14 protein-coding genes are annotated in these 17,326 nt (G+C 70.7%); 4 read left to right on the top strand and 10 right to left on the bottom strand.

Features of this window, described 5'->3' with window-relative positions; all coding sequences use genetic code 11:
- Window positions 1-31 precede the first annotated feature (31 nt).
- The 5 genes from AB0M70_RS14240 to AB0M70_RS14220 all read right to left on the bottom strand — a co-directional run bounded on the left by AB0M70_RS14240 (window position 32) and on the right by AB0M70_RS14220 (window position 5,539).
- Window positions 32-1,390 (bottom strand): CpaF family protein, encoded by a 1,359-nt coding sequence (locus AB0M70_RS14240; protein WP_365819952.1) that lies wholly within the window; start codon window positions 1,388-1,390, stop codon window positions 32-34.
- A 9-nt stretch (window positions 1,391-1,399) separates the two neighbouring features.
- Window positions 1,400-1,729: a TadE/TadG family type IV pilus assembly protein gene (locus tag AB0M70_RS14235; protein WP_365819950.1), complete on the bottom strand. Its 330-nt coding sequence runs from the start codon at window positions 1,727-1,729 to the stop codon at window positions 1,400-1,402.
- 116 nt (window positions 1,730-1,845) lie between these two features.
- Window positions 1,846-3,456 (bottom strand): AAA family ATPase, encoded by a 1,611-nt coding sequence (locus AB0M70_RS14230; RefSeq protein ID WP_365819948.1) that lies wholly within the window; start codon window positions 3,454-3,456, stop codon window positions 1,846-1,848.
- A gap of 358 nt (window positions 3,457-3,814) precedes the next feature.
- Entirely contained in the window at window positions 3,815-4,528 is a 714-nt protein-coding gene (gene cpaB, locus AB0M70_RS14225) for a Flp pilus assembly protein CpaB (protein ID WP_365819946.1), read from the bottom strand.
- Window positions 4,529-4,621: 93 nt separating this feature from the next.
- Window positions 4,622-5,539, bottom strand: coding sequence for a hypothetical protein (locus tag AB0M70_RS14220; protein WP_365819944.1), 918 nt, complete (start codon window positions 5,537-5,539; stop codon window positions 4,622-4,624).
- Window positions 5,540-5,788: 249 nt separating this feature from the next.
- Here AB0M70_RS14220 and AB0M70_RS14215 point away from each other — a divergent pair, with 249 nt between their 5' ends.
- Window positions 5,789-6,802 (top strand): chitinase, encoded by a 1,014-nt coding sequence (locus tag AB0M70_RS14215; protein ID WP_365819942.1) that lies wholly within the window; start codon window positions 5,789-5,791, stop codon window positions 6,800-6,802.
- A gap of 73 nt (window positions 6,803-6,875) precedes the next feature.
- Here AB0M70_RS14215 and AB0M70_RS14210 read toward each other — a convergent pair whose 3' ends face one another.
- Window positions 6,876-8,222: an Nramp family divalent metal transporter gene (locus AB0M70_RS14210; RefSeq protein ID WP_365819940.1), complete on the bottom strand. Its 1,347-nt coding sequence runs from the start codon at window positions 8,220-8,222 to the stop codon at window positions 6,876-6,878.
- 206 nt (window positions 8,223-8,428) lie between these two features.
- Between AB0M70_RS14210 and AB0M70_RS14205 the strand changes: the two genes are divergently transcribed.
- Window positions 8,429-9,775 carry a M14 family metallopeptidase gene (locus AB0M70_RS14205; protein ID WP_365819938.1) on the top strand — a complete coding sequence of 449 codons (1,347 nt, stop codon included), beginning with the start codon at window positions 8,429-8,431 and terminating at the stop codon, window positions 9,773-9,775.
- A gap of 64 nt (window positions 9,776-9,839) precedes the next feature.
- Here AB0M70_RS14205 and AB0M70_RS14200 read toward each other — a convergent pair whose 3' ends face one another.
- The 4 genes from AB0M70_RS14200 to AB0M70_RS14185 form a co-directional block, all read right to left on the bottom strand.
- Window positions 9,840-11,333, bottom strand: coding sequence for a gluconate:H+ symporter (locus AB0M70_RS14200; protein ID WP_363208947.1), 1,494 nt, complete (start codon window positions 11,331-11,333; stop codon window positions 9,840-9,842).
- Window positions 11,334-11,462: 129 nt separating this feature from the next.
- On the bottom strand, window positions 11,463-11,873 hold the full coding sequence (locus tag AB0M70_RS14195; RefSeq protein WP_365819936.1) for a RidA family protein: 411 nt from the start codon (window positions 11,871-11,873) through the stop codon (window positions 11,463-11,465).
- Between the two features lie 7 nt (window positions 11,874-11,880).
- Window positions 11,881-12,639: an IclR family transcriptional regulator gene (locus AB0M70_RS14190; protein WP_361832935.1), complete on the bottom strand. Its 759-nt coding sequence runs from the start codon at window positions 12,637-12,639 to the stop codon at window positions 11,881-11,883.
- Window positions 12,636-13,715 (bottom strand): sugar kinase, encoded by a 1,080-nt coding sequence (locus tag AB0M70_RS14185; RefSeq protein ID WP_365819934.1) that lies wholly within the window; start codon window positions 13,713-13,715, stop codon window positions 12,636-12,638. Before AB0M70_RS14185 ends, AB0M70_RS14190 begins: the two co-directional genes overlap by 4 nt.
- Window positions 13,716-13,854: 139 nt before the next feature.
- Between AB0M70_RS14185 and AB0M70_RS14180 the strand changes: the two genes are divergently transcribed.
- Entirely contained in the window at window positions 13,855-15,162 is a 1,308-nt protein-coding gene (locus tag AB0M70_RS14180; RefSeq protein ID WP_365819932.1) for an amino acid deaminase, read from the top strand.
- 537 nt (window positions 15,163-15,699) lie between these two features.
- Window positions 15,700-17,298 carry a D-aminoacylase gene (locus tag AB0M70_RS14175; protein WP_365820667.1) on the top strand — a complete coding sequence of 533 codons (1,599 nt, stop codon included), beginning with the start codon at window positions 15,700-15,702 and terminating at the stop codon, window positions 17,296-17,298.
- Window positions 17,299-17,326: the final 28 nt, after the last annotated feature.

The raw sequence follows: 17,326 nt of genomic DNA, 5'->3' as shown, positions 1-17,326 counted from the left end.
CACGCTCCCGCCGTCCTTCTCGTCGCCGTCATCAGCCGATCGCCTCTCTCGTGTTCAGTACGTCGATGGCCTGCGCCACGCCGAAGCCGGGCGGCACCGGCTCGCCCGCGACGTACAGCCGCTCGGCGACGGAGCGCGGCAGCGGCAGGTGCTCGAAGTAGCCGTGGACGCGGCGGTCCAGGCCGTTGCCGCCCGGCTGGTGCGGCACGAAGCGGGTCACCGGGGCGATGCGGAACTGTTCGCGGCCGTGCGAGACGAGCAGGACGATCTCGGCGATCTTGCGGGAGCCGTCCGCGTGCCGGGCGAGCTGGACGACCACGTCGACCGCCGAGTTGATCTGGTCCTTCAGGGCCTCGAAGGGGATCTGGACCTCGGACATCGAGCCCAGGGTCTGCAGGCGCATCAGGGCGTCCTCCGCCGTGTTCGCGTGGACCGTGGCGAGGGAGCCGTCGTGGCCCGTGGACATCGCCTGGAGCATGTCGAGGGTCTCGCCGCCTCGGACCTCACCGACGATGATGCGGTCGGGGCGCATGCGGAGGCTGTTGCGGACCAGGTCGCGGATGGTGATCTGGCCCTTTCCCTCGACGTTCGGGGGGCGCGATTCGAGGCGGATCACGTGGTCCTGCTGGAGTTGCAGTTCCGCCGAGTCCTCGATGGTGATGATGCGTTCGTGGGCCGGAAGGAGGCCGGAGAGCGCGTTGAGCAGCGTCGTCTTTCCGGAGCCCGTGCCGCCGCTGACGATGATGTTGAAGCGGGCGCGCACGAAGGCGGAGAGCAGGAGCAGCATGTGCTCGTCGAGCGACCCGAGGCCGATGAGCTCGTGCAGCGTGTACGCGCGCGGGAAGCGGCGGATGGTGAGCGTCGCGCCGGTGAGGGCGAGGGGCGGGATGATCACGTTCACGCGCTCGCCGGTGGGCAGGCGCGCGTCGACCATGGGGTTCGACTCGTCGACGCGGCGGTTGACCGTGGAGACGATGCGTTCGATGGTCTGCATGAGCTGGTCGTTCGACGCGAAGCGGAGGGGGAGCTGCTCCACCCTCCCGGCCCGCTCCACGAAGATCGAGTCGGGGCCGTTCACCATGATCTCCGTGATGGAGGCGTCGGCGAGGAGCGGTTCGAGTACGCCGAGTCCCAGGGCCTCGTCCACGACGCGGCGGATGAGCTGGGAGCGTTCCGAGGTGGAGAGGACGGGGCCCTCGCGGCTGATGATGTGGCCCATGACGCGTTCCAGGCGGACGCGGCGGTCCGCCGCCGTCAGGGACGACATCTCGGCGAGGTCGATCTCTTCGAGGAGCTTGGAGCGGTAGACGGCGACGAGGCTGTCGTCGCGGCTCGGGCCGCTGCCCTTGCCGTGGTCGTGCGGGGTCGCCACGCGGTCGCGGAGGCTCATCTGGCTTGCTCAGCTCCCCTCTTCGTCGTCGTCGTTGGGCATCGTGGCCGACTTCGTGACGGACCAGCCCGCGTCCACGAAGGGCAGCAGTGTGGGGACCTGGACGGTGACGTCCGCCGTCGTCGTGGCGCCGCCGCCGCTGATGGCGACCTGGGCGTCGAGGCCGCCGTCCATCGCGGCCATGCCCGCGGCTTCCCCGCCCTCGCCCTGGGAGGCGACGCGGGCCGCCGCGCGGGCGCCCGAGCCCGCCTGGTTGACGGCGTATCCGACGAGGCCCAGCTGGATGGTGGCCAGGCCGATGAGGAGCAGGATGGGCAGGAAGCCGGCGAATTCGAGCATGGAGACGCCTCGGTCGCTTCTCAGGCCGCTTTTGAGACCGCTTCCGAGGCCCTTGCGGCGAGGATTCTCGCGCCGGAGCCGGTGATCGGCGGTGCGCCCGAGCCGACGGCAGCCCCTCACCCGTCCTCACCCTCCTTCGCCGCCCCCGCCTCGCCGCTCACGCTCCACCCCGCGTCGATCCCGGGGAAGAACAGCGGGACGTCCGCGTCCACGTGGGCCTTCCACACCGCTCCCTCGTCCGTGCAGGCCACCTCCGCGCCCTGCCACGCCGACGGCAGATGCTCCTTGGCCGCGGCCTCGCACGCCGCCGCGCCGCCCTCTCCCACCGCGTACGCGGCCGTGGCGGCCCGCGCCGCCTCGTCGGCGGCGTTTCCCGCCAGGGAGAACGTGTAGCCGTACAGCGCGCACTGCCACAGCAGGCCCATCACCGCGAGCAGCAGCGGGAACATCCCGGCGAACTCCAGGGTGACCGCGCCCCGGTCGCCGCCGACGCGCTTGCGCAGGGTCAGTCGCCTGGACCCGCCGGACGAGGCCGCCTCCGGGTCCACCAGGCCGAGCTCGCCCGCCAGCGCCCACAGCGCCTGCTTGACCGTGGACTTGCTGTCCAGGTCCTGCATGCGGCCCGCGTCGACCGCGCCCTGCAGTTCCTTGAAGTGCGCGGGGATGGTCGTACGGGCCACCTTCGTCCCCGTCACCCGTTCCACCAGCGAAGGCTGGATCTCCGCGCCCTTGCCGTGGCGGTTGACGACCGTGAGCGTCTCCTCCGCCTTGCGGATCTGGAGGCGGTCCCACAGGCGCACCATGCGCTTGGCGGCGCGTACGGAGACGACGTCCGGGGTGACCAACAGGATGGCCTGGTCGGCGAGTTCGATGGCCGCCGCGCTCGCCCCGGTGACGTACGTGCCGCAGTCGACGAGGACGACGTCGTAGCGGCTGCGCAGGGCGCTGAGCGTCTGGCGGGCCACCCGGTCGGTGATCTCCTCGCCCCGCTCGCCCTCGCCGGGGGCCAGGAGGAGGCCGATGCCGGTCTCGTGGGTGTAGACGGCGTCCTGGAGGACGCGGGGCGTGATGTCGGTGATCGACGCGAGGTCGGCGATGGAGCGGCGGAACTGGACGTCCAGGTAGGAGGAGACGTCGCCGGCCTGCAGGTCCAGGTCGAGGAGCGCGACGGTGCGGCCGGATGCCCTTGCTGCGAGGGCGAGTTGGACGGCGGCAAGGGTCGTCCCGACGCCTCCCTTGGCCCCACTGACGGCGACGACGTGGCCGCCGCCCGGGGTCTCCCCCGGCCCGGCGTAGAGCTCCATGCCCGCGCTGCCCAGATGCCGGCGCATCCCCGCGGACCAGGCGGCCGCCGCGTGCACGCGCTCGGCGAGGGCGTCGTACGCGAGGGGGAAGCCGACGATGCCGCGGGCACCGGAGTCCATCGCGGCGGTGAGGAGGGCGGGGCTGGTGTCGGCGGTGATGAGGACGACGCCTACCGCGGGGAAGCGGAGCACGAGGTCGCGGATGAGGTCGAGGGCGGGGACGGGGCCGATGCGCTCATGGATGAGGACGACTTCGGGGAGCTCGTCGATGGATTCCGCGGCGAGACGTGCCAGGTGGTCGAGCAGGGCGGTGGAGTCCGCCACCGGTAGTGCGGGCTCCGCGTCCGGCAGTTGTCCCATGAGGGTGGAGAGTGCGCGGGCCGCATCCATGTCTCCCACGGCGGGGAGGATCCTGGTCGTCATGCGCGATCGCCTCCCGGCAGGGGTTGCGGGCGTCCTGCGGCGGCCTGCACGCCCCGTGCACTTCCACTCGGCAGCGGGCGCCTTCCGCCTGGAGCGGCCTGCACGCCCCGAGAACTTCCACCCGGCAGTGGGCGCCTTCCGCCTGCGGCGGGGTGCACGTCCCTAGCACTCCCACCCGGCGGTGAGTGCCGCCGAACAGGCTTTTCCCGCCCACCCACCCGATTGCCCCGCGGGGTAATCGGGTGGGTGGGCGGGAAAGATCCGCCGCGAAGCGGCGGCCCAGGGCGGCCGACCACGGCGGGAGCAAGCGCTTCGACGCCCAGCGACGGTTCAGACGTGCGGCACATCCCCAGGCCCCCTACTTGTCCTCGTCGAGTGTGTACGTCCGGTCGCCCCGCGGGATCGCCGCCTCCTCGCCCTGGCCCACCAGAGCCAGGCGGACATGCGTGGCGAACGACTCCGCGTACGCGACGCGCTGCGCGTCCGCGGTGTCCAGGGCGAACGTGATCGGCACGGCCTCCGTCGCCCTACGACGGCTGCTGCGGTCGTCCTGGTCGGGGTCGAGGGCCGTCAGCTTGCCCACGTCGATCACCTTCGCGGATTCGACGATGACCTTCGACTGGTCCTTGGCGTTGTCGGTCTCGCCCTTGAACGTGGCGTAGATGTTGACCGTCGAGCCCGGCGTGATCTTGCCCGCGACGCCCGTCGCCGCGTCGATCATGATGGCGATCTCCTGCTGGCCCGGCTCCAGTTCGGGACGGTTCACGATCATGTCCGTCTGGAGCAGCGAGCCCTTGCGCAGCTCGGTCACCGCGATCTTGCCGCGGACCTGGCGGAGATCGGTGACGGCGTTGTCCGAGAGCCACCTCTCGGGCATCTCGACCTTCTCGAACTGGTCCGCGCTCAGCTCCTTGTAGGGGGCGATGTCCCCCTTCAGCTTGTACGCGGCCACCTCGGGGCCCACCTTCGAGTTCACGTCCCGGATCACGGAGAGGACGCCCGCGAACGCGCCGAACGCGGCCAGGACCGAAAGGACCAGCAGGATGACGCCGCGGCGCTGGCGTGAGTTCATGGACCGGACTACCTCGATCGGATGCGGGCGGCTACGGACAGTGATCGTTGTGGCGCGCGTTCAGTTCGGGTTCGTACCCAGAGGAGCCTGGCCTTACGTCCTGCCTCGCGGAAGCGCGCGTACGGCGCGAGCCGAGGCAGGGGCGGGAGCGGAGGCGGCGGCGGGCGCCGCGCGTTCCGGTGGTGGCAGCAGGGGCGCGGCGCAGAACCCGCAGCGGTCACCGATGAGTTCGAGGCCGCACCAGTGGCAGTCGTCCCGCCGGACGGACGACACCAGTTGGTAGAGCACCGAGATGTCGGGGATCGCCGCGGCGAACTCGACGAGCTTGCCGGTGGCCCACCAGCGCGCGGAGTCTCCCGGAAGCCGCGCTTCCGCGACCCCTTGGGTCCGCCAGGCCGGCGCGAGCGTCTCGGTGACCCAGTCGGATCCCAGCTGTCCGGTGGCGTACAGCATCTTCGTGCCGAAGCCGGGGCCCGGCAGCGTCGCGTCGCCCGTCACCTTGATCAGCTCGGGGCGCGGCGTGGCGAGGACGGCGAACTGAGCGCCCGGCACCCATGACTTGGCGTGGGACTGCAGCGTGACCGGGACCCGGTCCAGCTTCGCCACCGAGCCGAGCAGCGCGCCCGCGTAGATGTAGTGGGAGAGAAGGCGGGCGGCGGAGGCGAGGACCCCCGGGCTGAAGTCGCAGATCGACAGCTGGCGGAGCTGGAGCGCAAGGACCGCGAGGCCGAGCGGCGGCAGGTCGGGGCGCAGGATCGCGATGCGGTCGCTCTCCAGGACGGAGCGGATCGCGTGCATGCGCTGGACGAGGGCGGGTGGCGCCGACGCGGGGCAGAGGACGATCACATAGCCGTGGTGCTCGATCAGCGTGTGCATCTCGGTGAGCGCCTGGTCCAGGGAGTACGTCCGCGGTGACTGGACGGCGCTCTGCAGGACGGCCGCGGACGGGGTGTGCCGGTCGGGCGAGGGCAGCACCAGGTCAGGGCCGGTGACGGCTATGGCGGTCGGCATACGTACACCCCCCGGTCTTCGTGCACTTCTGCCTCAGCACCTTATCCAGGTCATCGCCACCTCAACACCCAACTTCCCACTGTTCACGCAGAGGTTGGCCGGACTCGCGGGGTCCGGGTGATGCCAGAGGTCTTGACAACGCAATTGGTCTGGACCAGCTTGTACGACCAGGCAAGGCGCCGGGCACCCCCCTCGTACCGCCCGGCGAAAGCTCTCCGAGCGCCCCAATTCCCCCCACCGGAGGCAGTAATGGACCACGCACGCGGCAGGACACGCAGGAAGGCAGGGTCCGTCATCGGTCTGACAACGGCACTCGCCCTCGCGCTCACCGGCCTGCTCACCGGCGGCGCCGACGACGCCGACGCGGACACCCGCGCCGTGCCGAAGCACGCGGTGACCGGCTACTGGCAGAACTTCGACAACGGCGCCACCGTCCAGAAGCTGAGCGACGTCCAGGACGCGTACGACATCATCGCGGTGTCGTTCGCGGACGCGACCGGCACGCCGGGCGAGCTGGCCTTCAACCTGGACTCCGCCGGGCTCGGCGGATACACCGTCGAGCAGTTCAAGGCCGACGTGAAGGCCAAGCAGGCGGCCGGGAAGTCCGTGATCCTCTCGGTCGGCGGCGAGAAGGGCGCGGTGTCCGTCAACGACTCGGCGTCGGCGAGTGCCTTCGCGGACTCGGCGTACGCGCTCATGCAGGAGTACGGCTTCGACGGCGTTGACATCGACCTGGAGAACGGGCTCAACTCGACGTACATGTCGCAGGCCCTGAGGTCCCTGGCCGGGAAGGCCGGTTCGGGGTTCGTGCTGACCATGGCGCCGCAGACGATCGACATGCAGTCGACGTCGAACGAGTACTTCAAGACGGCGCTCGCCGTGAAGGACATCCTCACGGTCGTCAACATGCAGTACTACAACAGCGGTTCGATGCTGGGCTGTGACGGCAAGGTCTACAGCCAGGGCTCGGTCGACTTCCTCACCGCGCTCGCCTGCATCCAATTGGAGGGCGGCCTCGCCCCGTCGCAGGTCGGCATAGGTGTCCCGGCCTCGGCGAAGGCGGCAGGCGGCGGTTACGTCTCGCCGTCCGTCGTGAACCAGGCCCTGGACTGCCTGGCGAAGGGCACGAGCTGCGGCTCCTTCAAGCCGTCCAGGACGTACCCCGGCATCCGGGGCGCGATGGCCTGGTCGACGAACTGGGACGCGGCCGACGGCAGTTCCTGGTCCAAGGCGGTCGGACCGCACGTCCACGGTCTGCCGTAACGGGCGACCGCCCCCGCACGCCTGCAGCGCCGCCGCTCCCCCGGCGGCGCTGCGGTGCTCCCCGAGCGCGGGCCTACCAGGGCAGGTCGCGCACCTGCTGTACGCACAGGACGAGGAAGAGCAGTCCGGCCCCCGCGAGCATCACGTTGCTCAGGATGCCGTTGCGCCACTGCTTGGGTGTGCGCGAGGAGTTGAGCAGCCAGAGCAGCGTGAGCGCGAGGAACGGCATGAAGAACGCGCCGAGCACGCCGTAGGCGACGACCAGGCCGAACGGCTGGTCCAGGAAGAGCAGGCCCATCGGCGGGAAGGTGAGCCACAGCAGATACGCCCGGAAGGGCACCGACTTCTCCCGCTTGCCGGCCGCGACCTCCTTGACCATCTCGTCGGCGCCCGCGGTGACCTCACCGGCCTCCGGGGCCTTCGGGGCGGACCCGTCCCGCTCGCGCCGCAGCCGCTCCACGAAATCCGCGAACATCAGGCTCACGCCGTGCCACACGCCCATCAGGGCGCCGAAGGACGTGGCGAAGAAGCCGATCAGGAAGAGATTCGCGGTGACCGCCCCGAACTTGTCCTCCAGGACGTTGCCGAGGTCGATGAGGCCACGGTCGCCCGAGGTGAGGGCGATGTTCGTGGAGTGCAGGAGCTCGGCGCCGATGATCATCATCGCGACGACGAAGACGCCCGTGGTGATGTAGGCGACGCGGTTGTCGAGCCGCATGACCCGGAGCCAGCTGATGTCGGTCCAGCCCTTGGAGTTCACCCAGTACCCGTACGCGGCCATGGTGATGGTGCCGCCGACGCCGCCGATCAGGCCGAGCGTGTAGAGCAGCGAGCCGTCGGGGAGGACCGGCGCGAGGCCCGCGAACGCGTTGCCGAGGTCGGGGGCGACGCGGATGGCGACGTACACGACGATCAGGAACTTCATCCCGATGACGACCGTCATGACCTTCTCGAAGACGGCGTACCGGTTGAACCAGACGAAGGCGAGCCCGATCAGGCCGCAGAGGATCGCCCAGGTCTTCAGGCTCGGCCCGTCGGGGAAGAGCGCGACGAGCGGCAGGGCGCTCGACGACATCGCCGTGGCGCCGTAGACGAAGCCCCAGACGACGACGTAGATCGCGAAGTACCAGGTGGTCCACTGTCCGAGGCTGCGCCAGCCCTCGAAGAGGGTGCGGCCGGTGGCGAGGTGCCAGCGGCCGGTCGCCTCGGCGAGCGAGATCTTCACAAGGCAGCCGATGATCGCGGCCCACAGGAGCGTGTAGCCGAACTTGCTGCCCGCGATGAGCGTCGCGACGAGGTCACCCGCGCCGACGCCGGTCGCGGCGACGACGATCCCGGGGCCGATGTACTTCCAGCTCGGCTTGCGGAGCCGGGGAGCCGCATCTCCCGTGGCAGCGTCACTGCCTGTCGTTTCAGCCATGCCGATCAAGAAACCTCATGGCGGCGCGCGACACAAGGGGTTGGCCGAAGACAGCGTTGACCTGAGCATGCCACGCCTCCACGATGGGCGCGCGCAACCCGCACCGCACCTCCCGCGCCTCTGCACAAACCGCACCGCGCACCCCGCACGACGACCCGCACCACACGCGTCGCACTGAACCACCCCCCCCACCCCCAGGAGACTTCATGCGACTCCGCATACGCGGCAGAAGATCCGCCGCCCTCGCGGTCCTACTCGCCCTCGCCGTGGCGGCGCCCATCACCGCCACCGCCTCACCGGACACCGCAGCACCCGCCGCGCGCGGCACGACCGCCGCCGCTTCCGACAACGAGACGCGCCAGTACGAGATCCCCCTCGGCGACGATCCCGCCGCCCGCACCGCGCTCGCCCGCACCGGCGTCGCGATCGACGAGGTCGACGCCCGCGCGGTGGTCGTCTCGGCCGACGGCCGCGAGGCTGCCGGGCTCCGGGACGCGGGCTACGAGCTCAAGGCCCTGGCCGGACCCCCGAAGCGTACGAACGGGGAGCCGGTGGAAGCCAAGGACTTCCCGCCCGCCGACGCCAGATACCACAACTACGCGGAGATGAACGCGGAGATCAACCAGCGCATCGCGGCCCACCCGACCCTGATGAGCAAGAGGGTCATCGGCAAGTCCTACTCCGGCCGGGACATCGTCGCCATCAAGATCAGCGACAACGTGGGTACGGACGAGGCGGAGCCGGAAGTCCTCTTCACCCACCACCAGCACGCGCGCGAGCACCTGACGGTCGAGATGGCGCTGTACCTCCTGCGCGAACTCGGCGACGACTACGGCACGGACGCGCGGATCAAGAAGATGGTCGACGAGCGCGAGATCTGGATCGTGCCGGACCTGAACCCGGACGGCGGCGAGTACGACATCGCGACCGGCTCCTACCGCAGCTGGCGCAAGAACCGCCAGCCCAACAGCGGTTCGTCGAACGTCGGCACCGACCTGAACCGCAACTGGGCCTACCGGTGGGGCTGCTGCGGCGGCTCGTCCGGCTCCACGGGCTCCGAGACCTACCGCGGCCCGCGCGCCGAGTCGGCACCCGAGACGCAGGTCGTCTCCAACTTCGTGCGCAGCCGCGTCGTCGGCGGCAAGCAGCAGATCAAGGCCTCCATCGACTTCCACACGTACAGCGAGCTGGTCTTGTGGCCGTACGGCTACACGTACAGCGACACGGGACCCGGCCTCACCCAGGACGACCGCGACGCGCATGCCGCCATCGGCCGGAAGATGGCCGCGAGCAACGGCTACACGCCGCAGCAGTCCAGCGACCTCTACATCACTGACGGGTCGATCAACGACTGGCTCTGGGGCAACCAGAAGATCTTCAGCTACACCTTCGAGATGTACCCGTCGTCCGCGGGCGGCGGCGGCTTCTACCCGCCCGACGAGGTGATCGAGCGGGAGACGAACCGCAACAGGGACGCGGTCCTGCAGCTCCTGGAGAACTCGGACTGCATGTACCGCTCCATCGGCAAGGAGCAGCAGTACTGCACGAGTTGAACCCGCACGGCAAACAGGGGGCGCCCGGCGATTCGCCGGACGCCCCCATCAACGTACGGACCCGCTACACGAACAGGCTCACCACGGCCGCGACCGCGAAACCGGCCAGGGAGAGGACCGACTCCAGGACCGTCCACGTCTTGAGCGTGTCCCGCTCCGAGATGCCGAAGTACTTGGCCACCATCCAGAAGCCGCCGTCGTTCACGTGCGAGGCGAAGATCGAACCCGCCGAGATCGCCATGATGACCAGGGCGATGAAGGCCTGGGAGTAGTCACCCTCGGAGAGGAGCGGGGCCACGATGCCCGCCGTCGTCACGATCGCCACCGTGGCCGAGCCCTGGGCGACACGGAGCACCAGGGAAAGCAGGTAGGCGAGGACGATGATCGGCAGGCCGACGTCCTGGAAGGTGTCCGAGAGGGCCGTGGCCACACCGCTCGCCTTGAGGACCGCGCCGAAGATGCCGCCCGCGCCGACCACCAGGAGGATGTTGCCGACCGGCTTCAGGGACGAGGTCGACACCGTCTCCAGGGACTTGCGGGACCAGCCGCGCCGGATGCCGAGCAGGTAGTACGCCATCAGCAGGGCGATCGTCAGGGCGACGAAGGGGCTGCCGAAGAACTCGATGACCGAGCGGAAGGTCGAGGGGTCGAAGGCGATCGACGAGAAGGTCGCGAGGAGGATCAGGAAGAGCGGCGTTCCGATGATCGCGAAGACCATGCCGAGCGGCACCGGCTTCTCACGCGGCTCGACGCCGGCCGCACGCTGCTCGGCGACGACCGCCTGCCGCGCCTCGTCGGCGGCCTCGACCATGTCCTGCGGGACGGCCACGAAGATGCGCTTGCCGATCCACGCGGAGTACACCCAGGCGGCGATGACGGCGGGGATGCCGCAGATCAGGCCCATCAGGATGACCCAGCCGAGGTCCACCTTGAGCAGGCCGGCCGCGGCGACCGGGCCGGGGTGCGGGGGCAGGAACGCGTGGGTCATCGACAGACCCGCGAGCAGGGGCAGGCAGTAGAGCAGGATCGACTTGCCGCTGCGCTTGGCGGCGGCGTACACGATCGGCGCGAGGACGAAGATGCCCACGTCGAAGAAGACCGGGATACCGAAGATGAGGCCCGTCAGGCCCATCGCGAGGGGCGCGCGCTTCTCGCCGAAGAGTCCGAGCAGGCGAGAGGCAAGGACCTCGGCGCCTCCCGACACTTCCAGGATCGCGCCGAGCATCGTGCCGAGGCCGATGATGATCGCCACATGGCCGAGGATGCCGCCCATGCCGGACTCGATGACGGAGACCGCGTCGGACTTCTGGACCGTGCCGAAGAGTTCGGTGACGGAGAGGCCGGCCGAGAGGCCGACGACTATGGACACCGCGAGCAGCGCCACGAAGGGCTGCAGCCTGACCTTGATGATCAGGAAGAGCAGGAGCACGATGCCGAGCGCGGCGACGGTCAGCAGTCCGGCGGTGCCGTCGATCAGGGTGAGGATTCCACCGGTGTGCGGTGGGGTCTCGGCGGGGGCGGCGGCCGCGAGCGCGGCGAAGGGGGACGACGGGGACATCTTTGACCTCGTAAGTGCATGGAGCTTTCGGGGCAGGGGGGATCACGGCGCGGCGCCCGAAGGGGGGAGTTGGGCGCCGCGCCGTGACGACTGGTGGCTTGCGGGGGGTGTGTCAGGTGACGGGCTGCGTCAGCTCAGGACGGCGAGCGCGTCGATCTCGATGAGGAGACCCTTGGGCAGGCCCACGTAGACCGTGGTGCGGGCCGAGGCGGGGGCCTTGAGGCCCTGCTCCTCGAAGTACGCGTTGTAGATCTCGTTCATCTCGGCGAAGTGGTCCACGTCCGTGAGGTAGACGCGCATCATCATCACGTCGTCCCAGGTCGCGCCGCCCTCTTCGAGGATCGCCTTGACGTTGGCGAAGGTCTGGAGGGTCTGCTCGCGCAGGGTCGGGCCCGCGGGGGTGGGGGCCTTGCCCTCCTCGGCGGGGAGGAAGCCGACCTGACCGGCGACCTGAAGGATGTTGCCCTTCTTGACGCCGTGGGAGAACTTCGCGGGCGGGGTGGTGTGGGTGGCCGGGGTGAGAGCGATCTTCTCGGTCATGACGTGCTCAGGCTTCCTTGAGGGGTGACTTGCCGGAGTACTCCCGGCTGATGGCGTCCGCCGTACGGCGCACCAGTGGGAGCAGCGTGAGGAGTTCCTCGGCGGTGACGACGACATTCGGCGCGGAGACCGACATGGCGGCGACGACCCGGCCGTCCGCACCGCGGATGGGGGCCCCGATGCAGTTGATGGACTCCTCGTGGCCACCGAGATCGGTGGCCCATCCCTGCTCGCGCACCGTCGCCAGCTCCTTGAGGAACGCGGCGGCGTTGGGCGTCGAACGGGACGTGTACGTGGGGTAGTCGAGCTTCTCCGCGATCGCGCGGCGCTCGGCCTCGGGAAAGTCGGAGATCAGCAGCTTGGCGACGGCGGCGACGGTGATCGCCACCGGCTTCCCGATGCGCGAGTACATCCGCACCGGATAGCGGCTCTCGACCTTGTCGATGTAGAGGACTTCCTGCTCCTCGTAGACCGCGAGGTGCACGGTGTGGCCGCACTTCTCGTTGAGGGCGAGGAGGTGGGGGTGCGCGATCTCGCGTACGTCGAGGTTCTCGACGGCCTCCTGGGCGAGCGCGAAGAGGCGTGCGCCCAGGCGGTAGCGCTGGTCGGACTGGCGGTAGACCAGGCCGTGTTCGTGGAGCGTGCGCAGGAGCCGCAGGGCGGTGGACTTGTGCACCTCGAGGCGCTCGGCGACCTGGCCGAGATCGGCGGGGCCTTCGGCGAGCAGCGGCAGGATGGACAGGGCGCGGTCGACGGTCTGGCTCATGTACGTGCCTCCTCCTTGGCCTCGGTGTTCGGGGGGACGCCGTCGGTCCAGCCCGGGCCGAGACGAAGTGTCCCCCAGGCGTCGGCGTCCAGTGCGGCAAGACGGTCGGTGTGCGCCCTCGCGGGAGGGGTCGCGAGGTCACCGGCGACGGTGAGCGCGGCGGCCGCCATGAGGTGCCCGTGGCGCAGGCGCCGGCCGGCGGGCAGGCCGCGCAGGGTGGCGGAGAGGAACCCGGCGGCGAAGGCGTCACCGGCGCCGACGGGGGCGACGACGTCGACCTTGAGCGCGGGCTGATGGACGGCGGTCTCCCCCTCGGCGTAGAGGGTGGCGCCCTGGCTGCCCTGCTTGACGACCAGGGTGGCGGGCTCCGGGAGCGCGGCGCGGATGGCGTCGGGTCCTCCGGTGATGCCCCAGGCGTCGGCGGCCTCGTCCTCGCCGACGAAGACGAGGTCGGCGCCGCGGGCGAGGTCGAGCAGGACACGGGGGCCTTCGCCCTCTTCGCCCGCCGCGCCGCTCCACAGACCCGGCCGGTAGTTGACGTCGAAGGACACCAGCGGGCGGCCGGGGCGGGGCGCGGTCAGCTCGCGCAGGAGGGCCAGGCAGTCCGCGGAGAGGGCGGCGGTGATGCCGGACAGGTGCAGGATGCGGCCCGCGTCGAGTGCCTCGCGGTCCACGCTGTGGGGCGCCATCGCGGAGGCGGCCGAGCCGGCGCGGTAGTAGAGGACCTCGTGGGCGTCGGTGTCGCGGTCGTCGGCGGTGCGGAAGTAGATGCCGGTGGGGCGGTGCGGGTCACGTCCGACAGACCCGGTGTCCACGCCGTAGCGGGCGATCGCCTCGACGAGGTGGTCCCCGAAGCCGTCGGCGCCGACGCGGCTGACCCAGCGGGTGCGGTGCCCGGCGGCGGCGAGCGCGCAGGCGACGTTCGACTCGGCGCCGCCGATTCCGCGATCGAAGGAGGGGACGTCGGCGAGGCGTCCGGCGCGTGAGGGCAGGAACGTGACCATGGACTCGCCGAGCGCGACGACGTCCAGTGCTGCCTGTGCGTCCGTCGCTGCCTGCGCGGCCTCTGCCGTCACGATCTTCCTGCCCCTCAACCGACTGCCGACCGACTGCCGGGATCCGTTGACCCGGCGTTGGCTCGGATGTTAGACAGCAGTAAGCGACATACGCAATGACCGTTGCATATCATGCAACGCACCTTTTCGAGGAGGCGCCATGGCCGCCGACAACGCAGTCGACCGCTCCGCCGGACGTCTGGCCCGGGAGCTCGAACGGCTCGCAGAAGAGCGGGTCGACCACCGCTTCAAGGGCCTCCCGCCGGACGCGGAGGGCCTGACGGTCGGCGAGCTCGCGGCCCAGCGCCGGAACCTCTTCACGGGCGGATTCACCACCCCCGTCCTCGCCCTCTCCGCCGAGCGCCTCGAGCACAACCTCGCGCTGATGGAGGCGTACTCCGAGCGGCACGGCCTCGCCTTCGCCCCGCACGGCAAGACGTCCATGGCGCCGCAGCTCTTCGCCCGGCAGCTGGAGCGGGGCGCGTGGGGCATCACCCTGGCCGTACCGCACCAGGTGCGGGTGGCGCGTGCGTACGGCATCGAGCGGATCTTCCTCGCCAACGAACTGGTGGACGCGGCCGCGCTGCGCTGGATCGCGGGCGAGTTGGCGGCGGACCCCTCCTTCCGCTTCATCTGCTACGTCGACTCCGTCCCCGGCGTCGCCCTGATGGACGCCGCTCTGCGCGAGGCGGGCGCGACGCGTCCCGTCGACGTCGTGGTGGAGCTCGGCGCGGGTGACGGGGCGCGCACCGGTGTGCGTACGGAGAGCGAGTGCGTGGAGATCGCCAACGCGGTCGCCGCCGCGGACACGCTGCGTCTGGTGGGCGTCGCCGGTTACGAGGGCGAGGTGCCGGACGCGACTCCCGAGCGGGTGCGGGCCTGGCTCGGCCGGCTCACCGCGCTCGCCGTCGAGTTCGACAAGGCGAACCGGTTCGCGGATCTGGACGAGATCGTCGTCAGCGCGGGGGGCAGCGCGTGGTTCGACGCGGTGGCGGATGTCTTCGAGGAGATTCCCGAGCTGTCGGTGCCGGTGCTGAAGCTGCTGCGCTCCGGGGCGTACGTGTCCCATGACGACGGCCACTACCGGCATTTGACGCCGTTCAACCGCATCCCCGACGAGGGTGCGCTGCATCCCGCGTTCCGCCTCTGGACGCAGGTGGTGTCGCGGCCTACGCCGGAGCAGGCGTTCACCAACGCGGGCAAGCGGGACGCGGCGTACGACATCGACCTGCCCGAGGCGCAGGTCGTCCACCGGGGCGGGGTGGACCGGCCCGCCACCGGGGTGACGGTGACGGGGCTCTCCGATCAGCACGGGTGGGTCCGTACTGGTCCGGAGGCGGATCTCGCCGTGGGGGACTGGGTGGGGCTGGGCCTTTCCCACCCGTGCACGTCCTTCGACAAGTGGCAGTTGATTCCCCTGGTGGAGGCGGACGGGACGGTCACGGAGTACATCCGCACTTATTTCTGACCCCTGGGTCCTGAGCGGGTCCCCCGAACCGCCCGCTCCGCGGCGGATTTCCCCACCCACCCACCCGATCACCCCGCAGCGAACCCGCGGACGAAGAACCAGACCCGCCGCTCCGCGCCGGAACGCTCCCCACCCACCCACCCGATTGCCCCGCAGCGAGGGGTGGGCGGGTGGGCGGGGCCCTCCGCCCGCACACGGGGCGTGGGGCGTCACACCCGCCCAGAGCGGTGGGGCCGTCTCCCATCCAGGGGGCGTGGCCGTCGCTCCCACCCGGACCGGTGGGGGGCCGCCGCTCCCGCACGGAGGCGGGGGGACTCCGCCCCGTGCGGGGCGGTGGAGGACTCCGCCCCGTGAGGGGCGGTGGAGGGTTCGTCCCGCAAGGGGCAGTCGCCGATGGTGGTTCGCCCCCATCGGGGCCGCCCGCACCCGACATCGAGAGCCGCACGGGTGGTGCGGGTGGGAGCAGCAAGCCGGCCGGAGGCCGGGTGCAGTACACGCAGCGCGCAGCCGAGCGAAGAGAGAGATACCCCCATGGACCTGGACCTGGTGATCCAAGACGCCCGCGTCATAGACGGCACCGGAGGTGCCTCCTACCGAGCCGACGTCGCCGTACGCGAGGGCCGGATCACCGAGATCCGGAGGGAGGGTGAGGGCCCTCGGCCGACCGGGGGCAAGACCCTGGACGCCCACGGCCTGGCGCTGACGCCCGGTTTCATCGACATGCACGCCCACAGCGACCTCGCCCTCCTCCGCGACCCGGACCACAGCGCGAAGGCCGCCCAGGGCGTCACCCTGGAGGTCATCGGCCAGGACGGCCTCAGCTACGCCCCCGTGGACGACCGCACCCTCGCCCAGGTCCGCCAGGCCATCACCGGCTGGAACGGCGACGGCAGCGACATCGACTTCGACTGGCGCACGGTCGGCGAGTACCTGGACCGCCTCGACCGGCAGGGCACCGCCGTCAACGCGGCCTACCTCATCCCGCAGGGCACCGTCCGCATGTACGCGGTCGGCTGGGACGACCGCCCGGCCACCCCCGCCGAGGTCGACCGCATGAAGCAGCTCGTCGCCGAAGGCATGGAGCAGGGCGCCGTGGGGATGTCCTCCGGGCTCACCTACACCCCCGGCATGTACGCCGACGACTCCGAACTCACCGAACTCTGCAAGGTCGTGGCCCAGTTCAACGGCTACTACTGCCCCCACCACCGCAGTTACGGCGCCGGCGCCCTCCAGGCGTACGAGGAGATGGTCAACCTCACGCGCACCGCGAACTGCCCCCTCCACCTCGCCCACGCCACCATGAACTTCGGCGTGAACAAGGGCAAGGCGCCCGACCTGCTCGCCCTCCTCGACGACGCCCTCGCGCAAGGCGCGGACATCACCCTGGACACGTACCCCTACACCCCCGGCTGCACGACCCTCGTCGCCATGCTGCCGAGCTGGGCCAGCGAGGGCGGGCCCGACGCGATCCTCGCCCGCCTGAAGGACGACGCGACCGCCGAGAAGATCCGCCACCACATGGAGGTCATCGGCGCCGACGGCTGTCACGGCGTACCGATCGAGTGGGACACGATCGAGATCTCCGGCGTCTCCGACCCGGGCCTCGCCTCCTGCGTCGGCAAGACCATCGCGGAGTCGGCGGCCCAGCGCGGCGAGGAGCCCTGGGTCACCGCCCGGCGCCTGCTCGTCAACGACAGGCTCGGCTCGACGATCCTCCAGCACGTCGGCCACGAGGAGAACGTCCAGGCGATCATGCAGCACCCGGTGCACACCGGCGGCAGCGACGGCATCCTCCAGGGCTTCAAGCCGCACCCGCGCGCGTACGGCACGTTCCCCCAGTACCTCGGCCGCTACGTACGCGACCTCGGCGTCCTCTCCCTGGAGGAGTGCGTCGCCCACCTCACCGGCCGCCCGGCGGCCCGCCTCCGCCTCCCCGACCGTGGCCTCGTACGCGAGGGCTACCGCGCCGACCTGGTCCTCTTCGACCCCGAGACGGTCGCGGCGGGCTCCACCTTCGACGCGCCCCGCACGCTTCCCACCGGCATCCCGCACGTCCTGATCGACGGCAAGTTCGTGATGGAGGACGGCCGGCGCACGGACGTCCTCGCGGGCCGCTCCGTGCGCCGCACCCCGTAACTCCGCCGAGCCCGGGGTTACTTCCTCA

Source organism: Streptomyces sp. NPDC051214 (genome assembly GCF_040682375.1).
Lineage (GTDB): Bacteria > Actinomycetota > Actinomycetes > Streptomycetales > Streptomycetaceae > Streptomyces.
The sequence above is the reverse complement of the archived record's forward strand: the minus strand, read 5'-3'. Positions and strand labels throughout refer to the sequence as shown.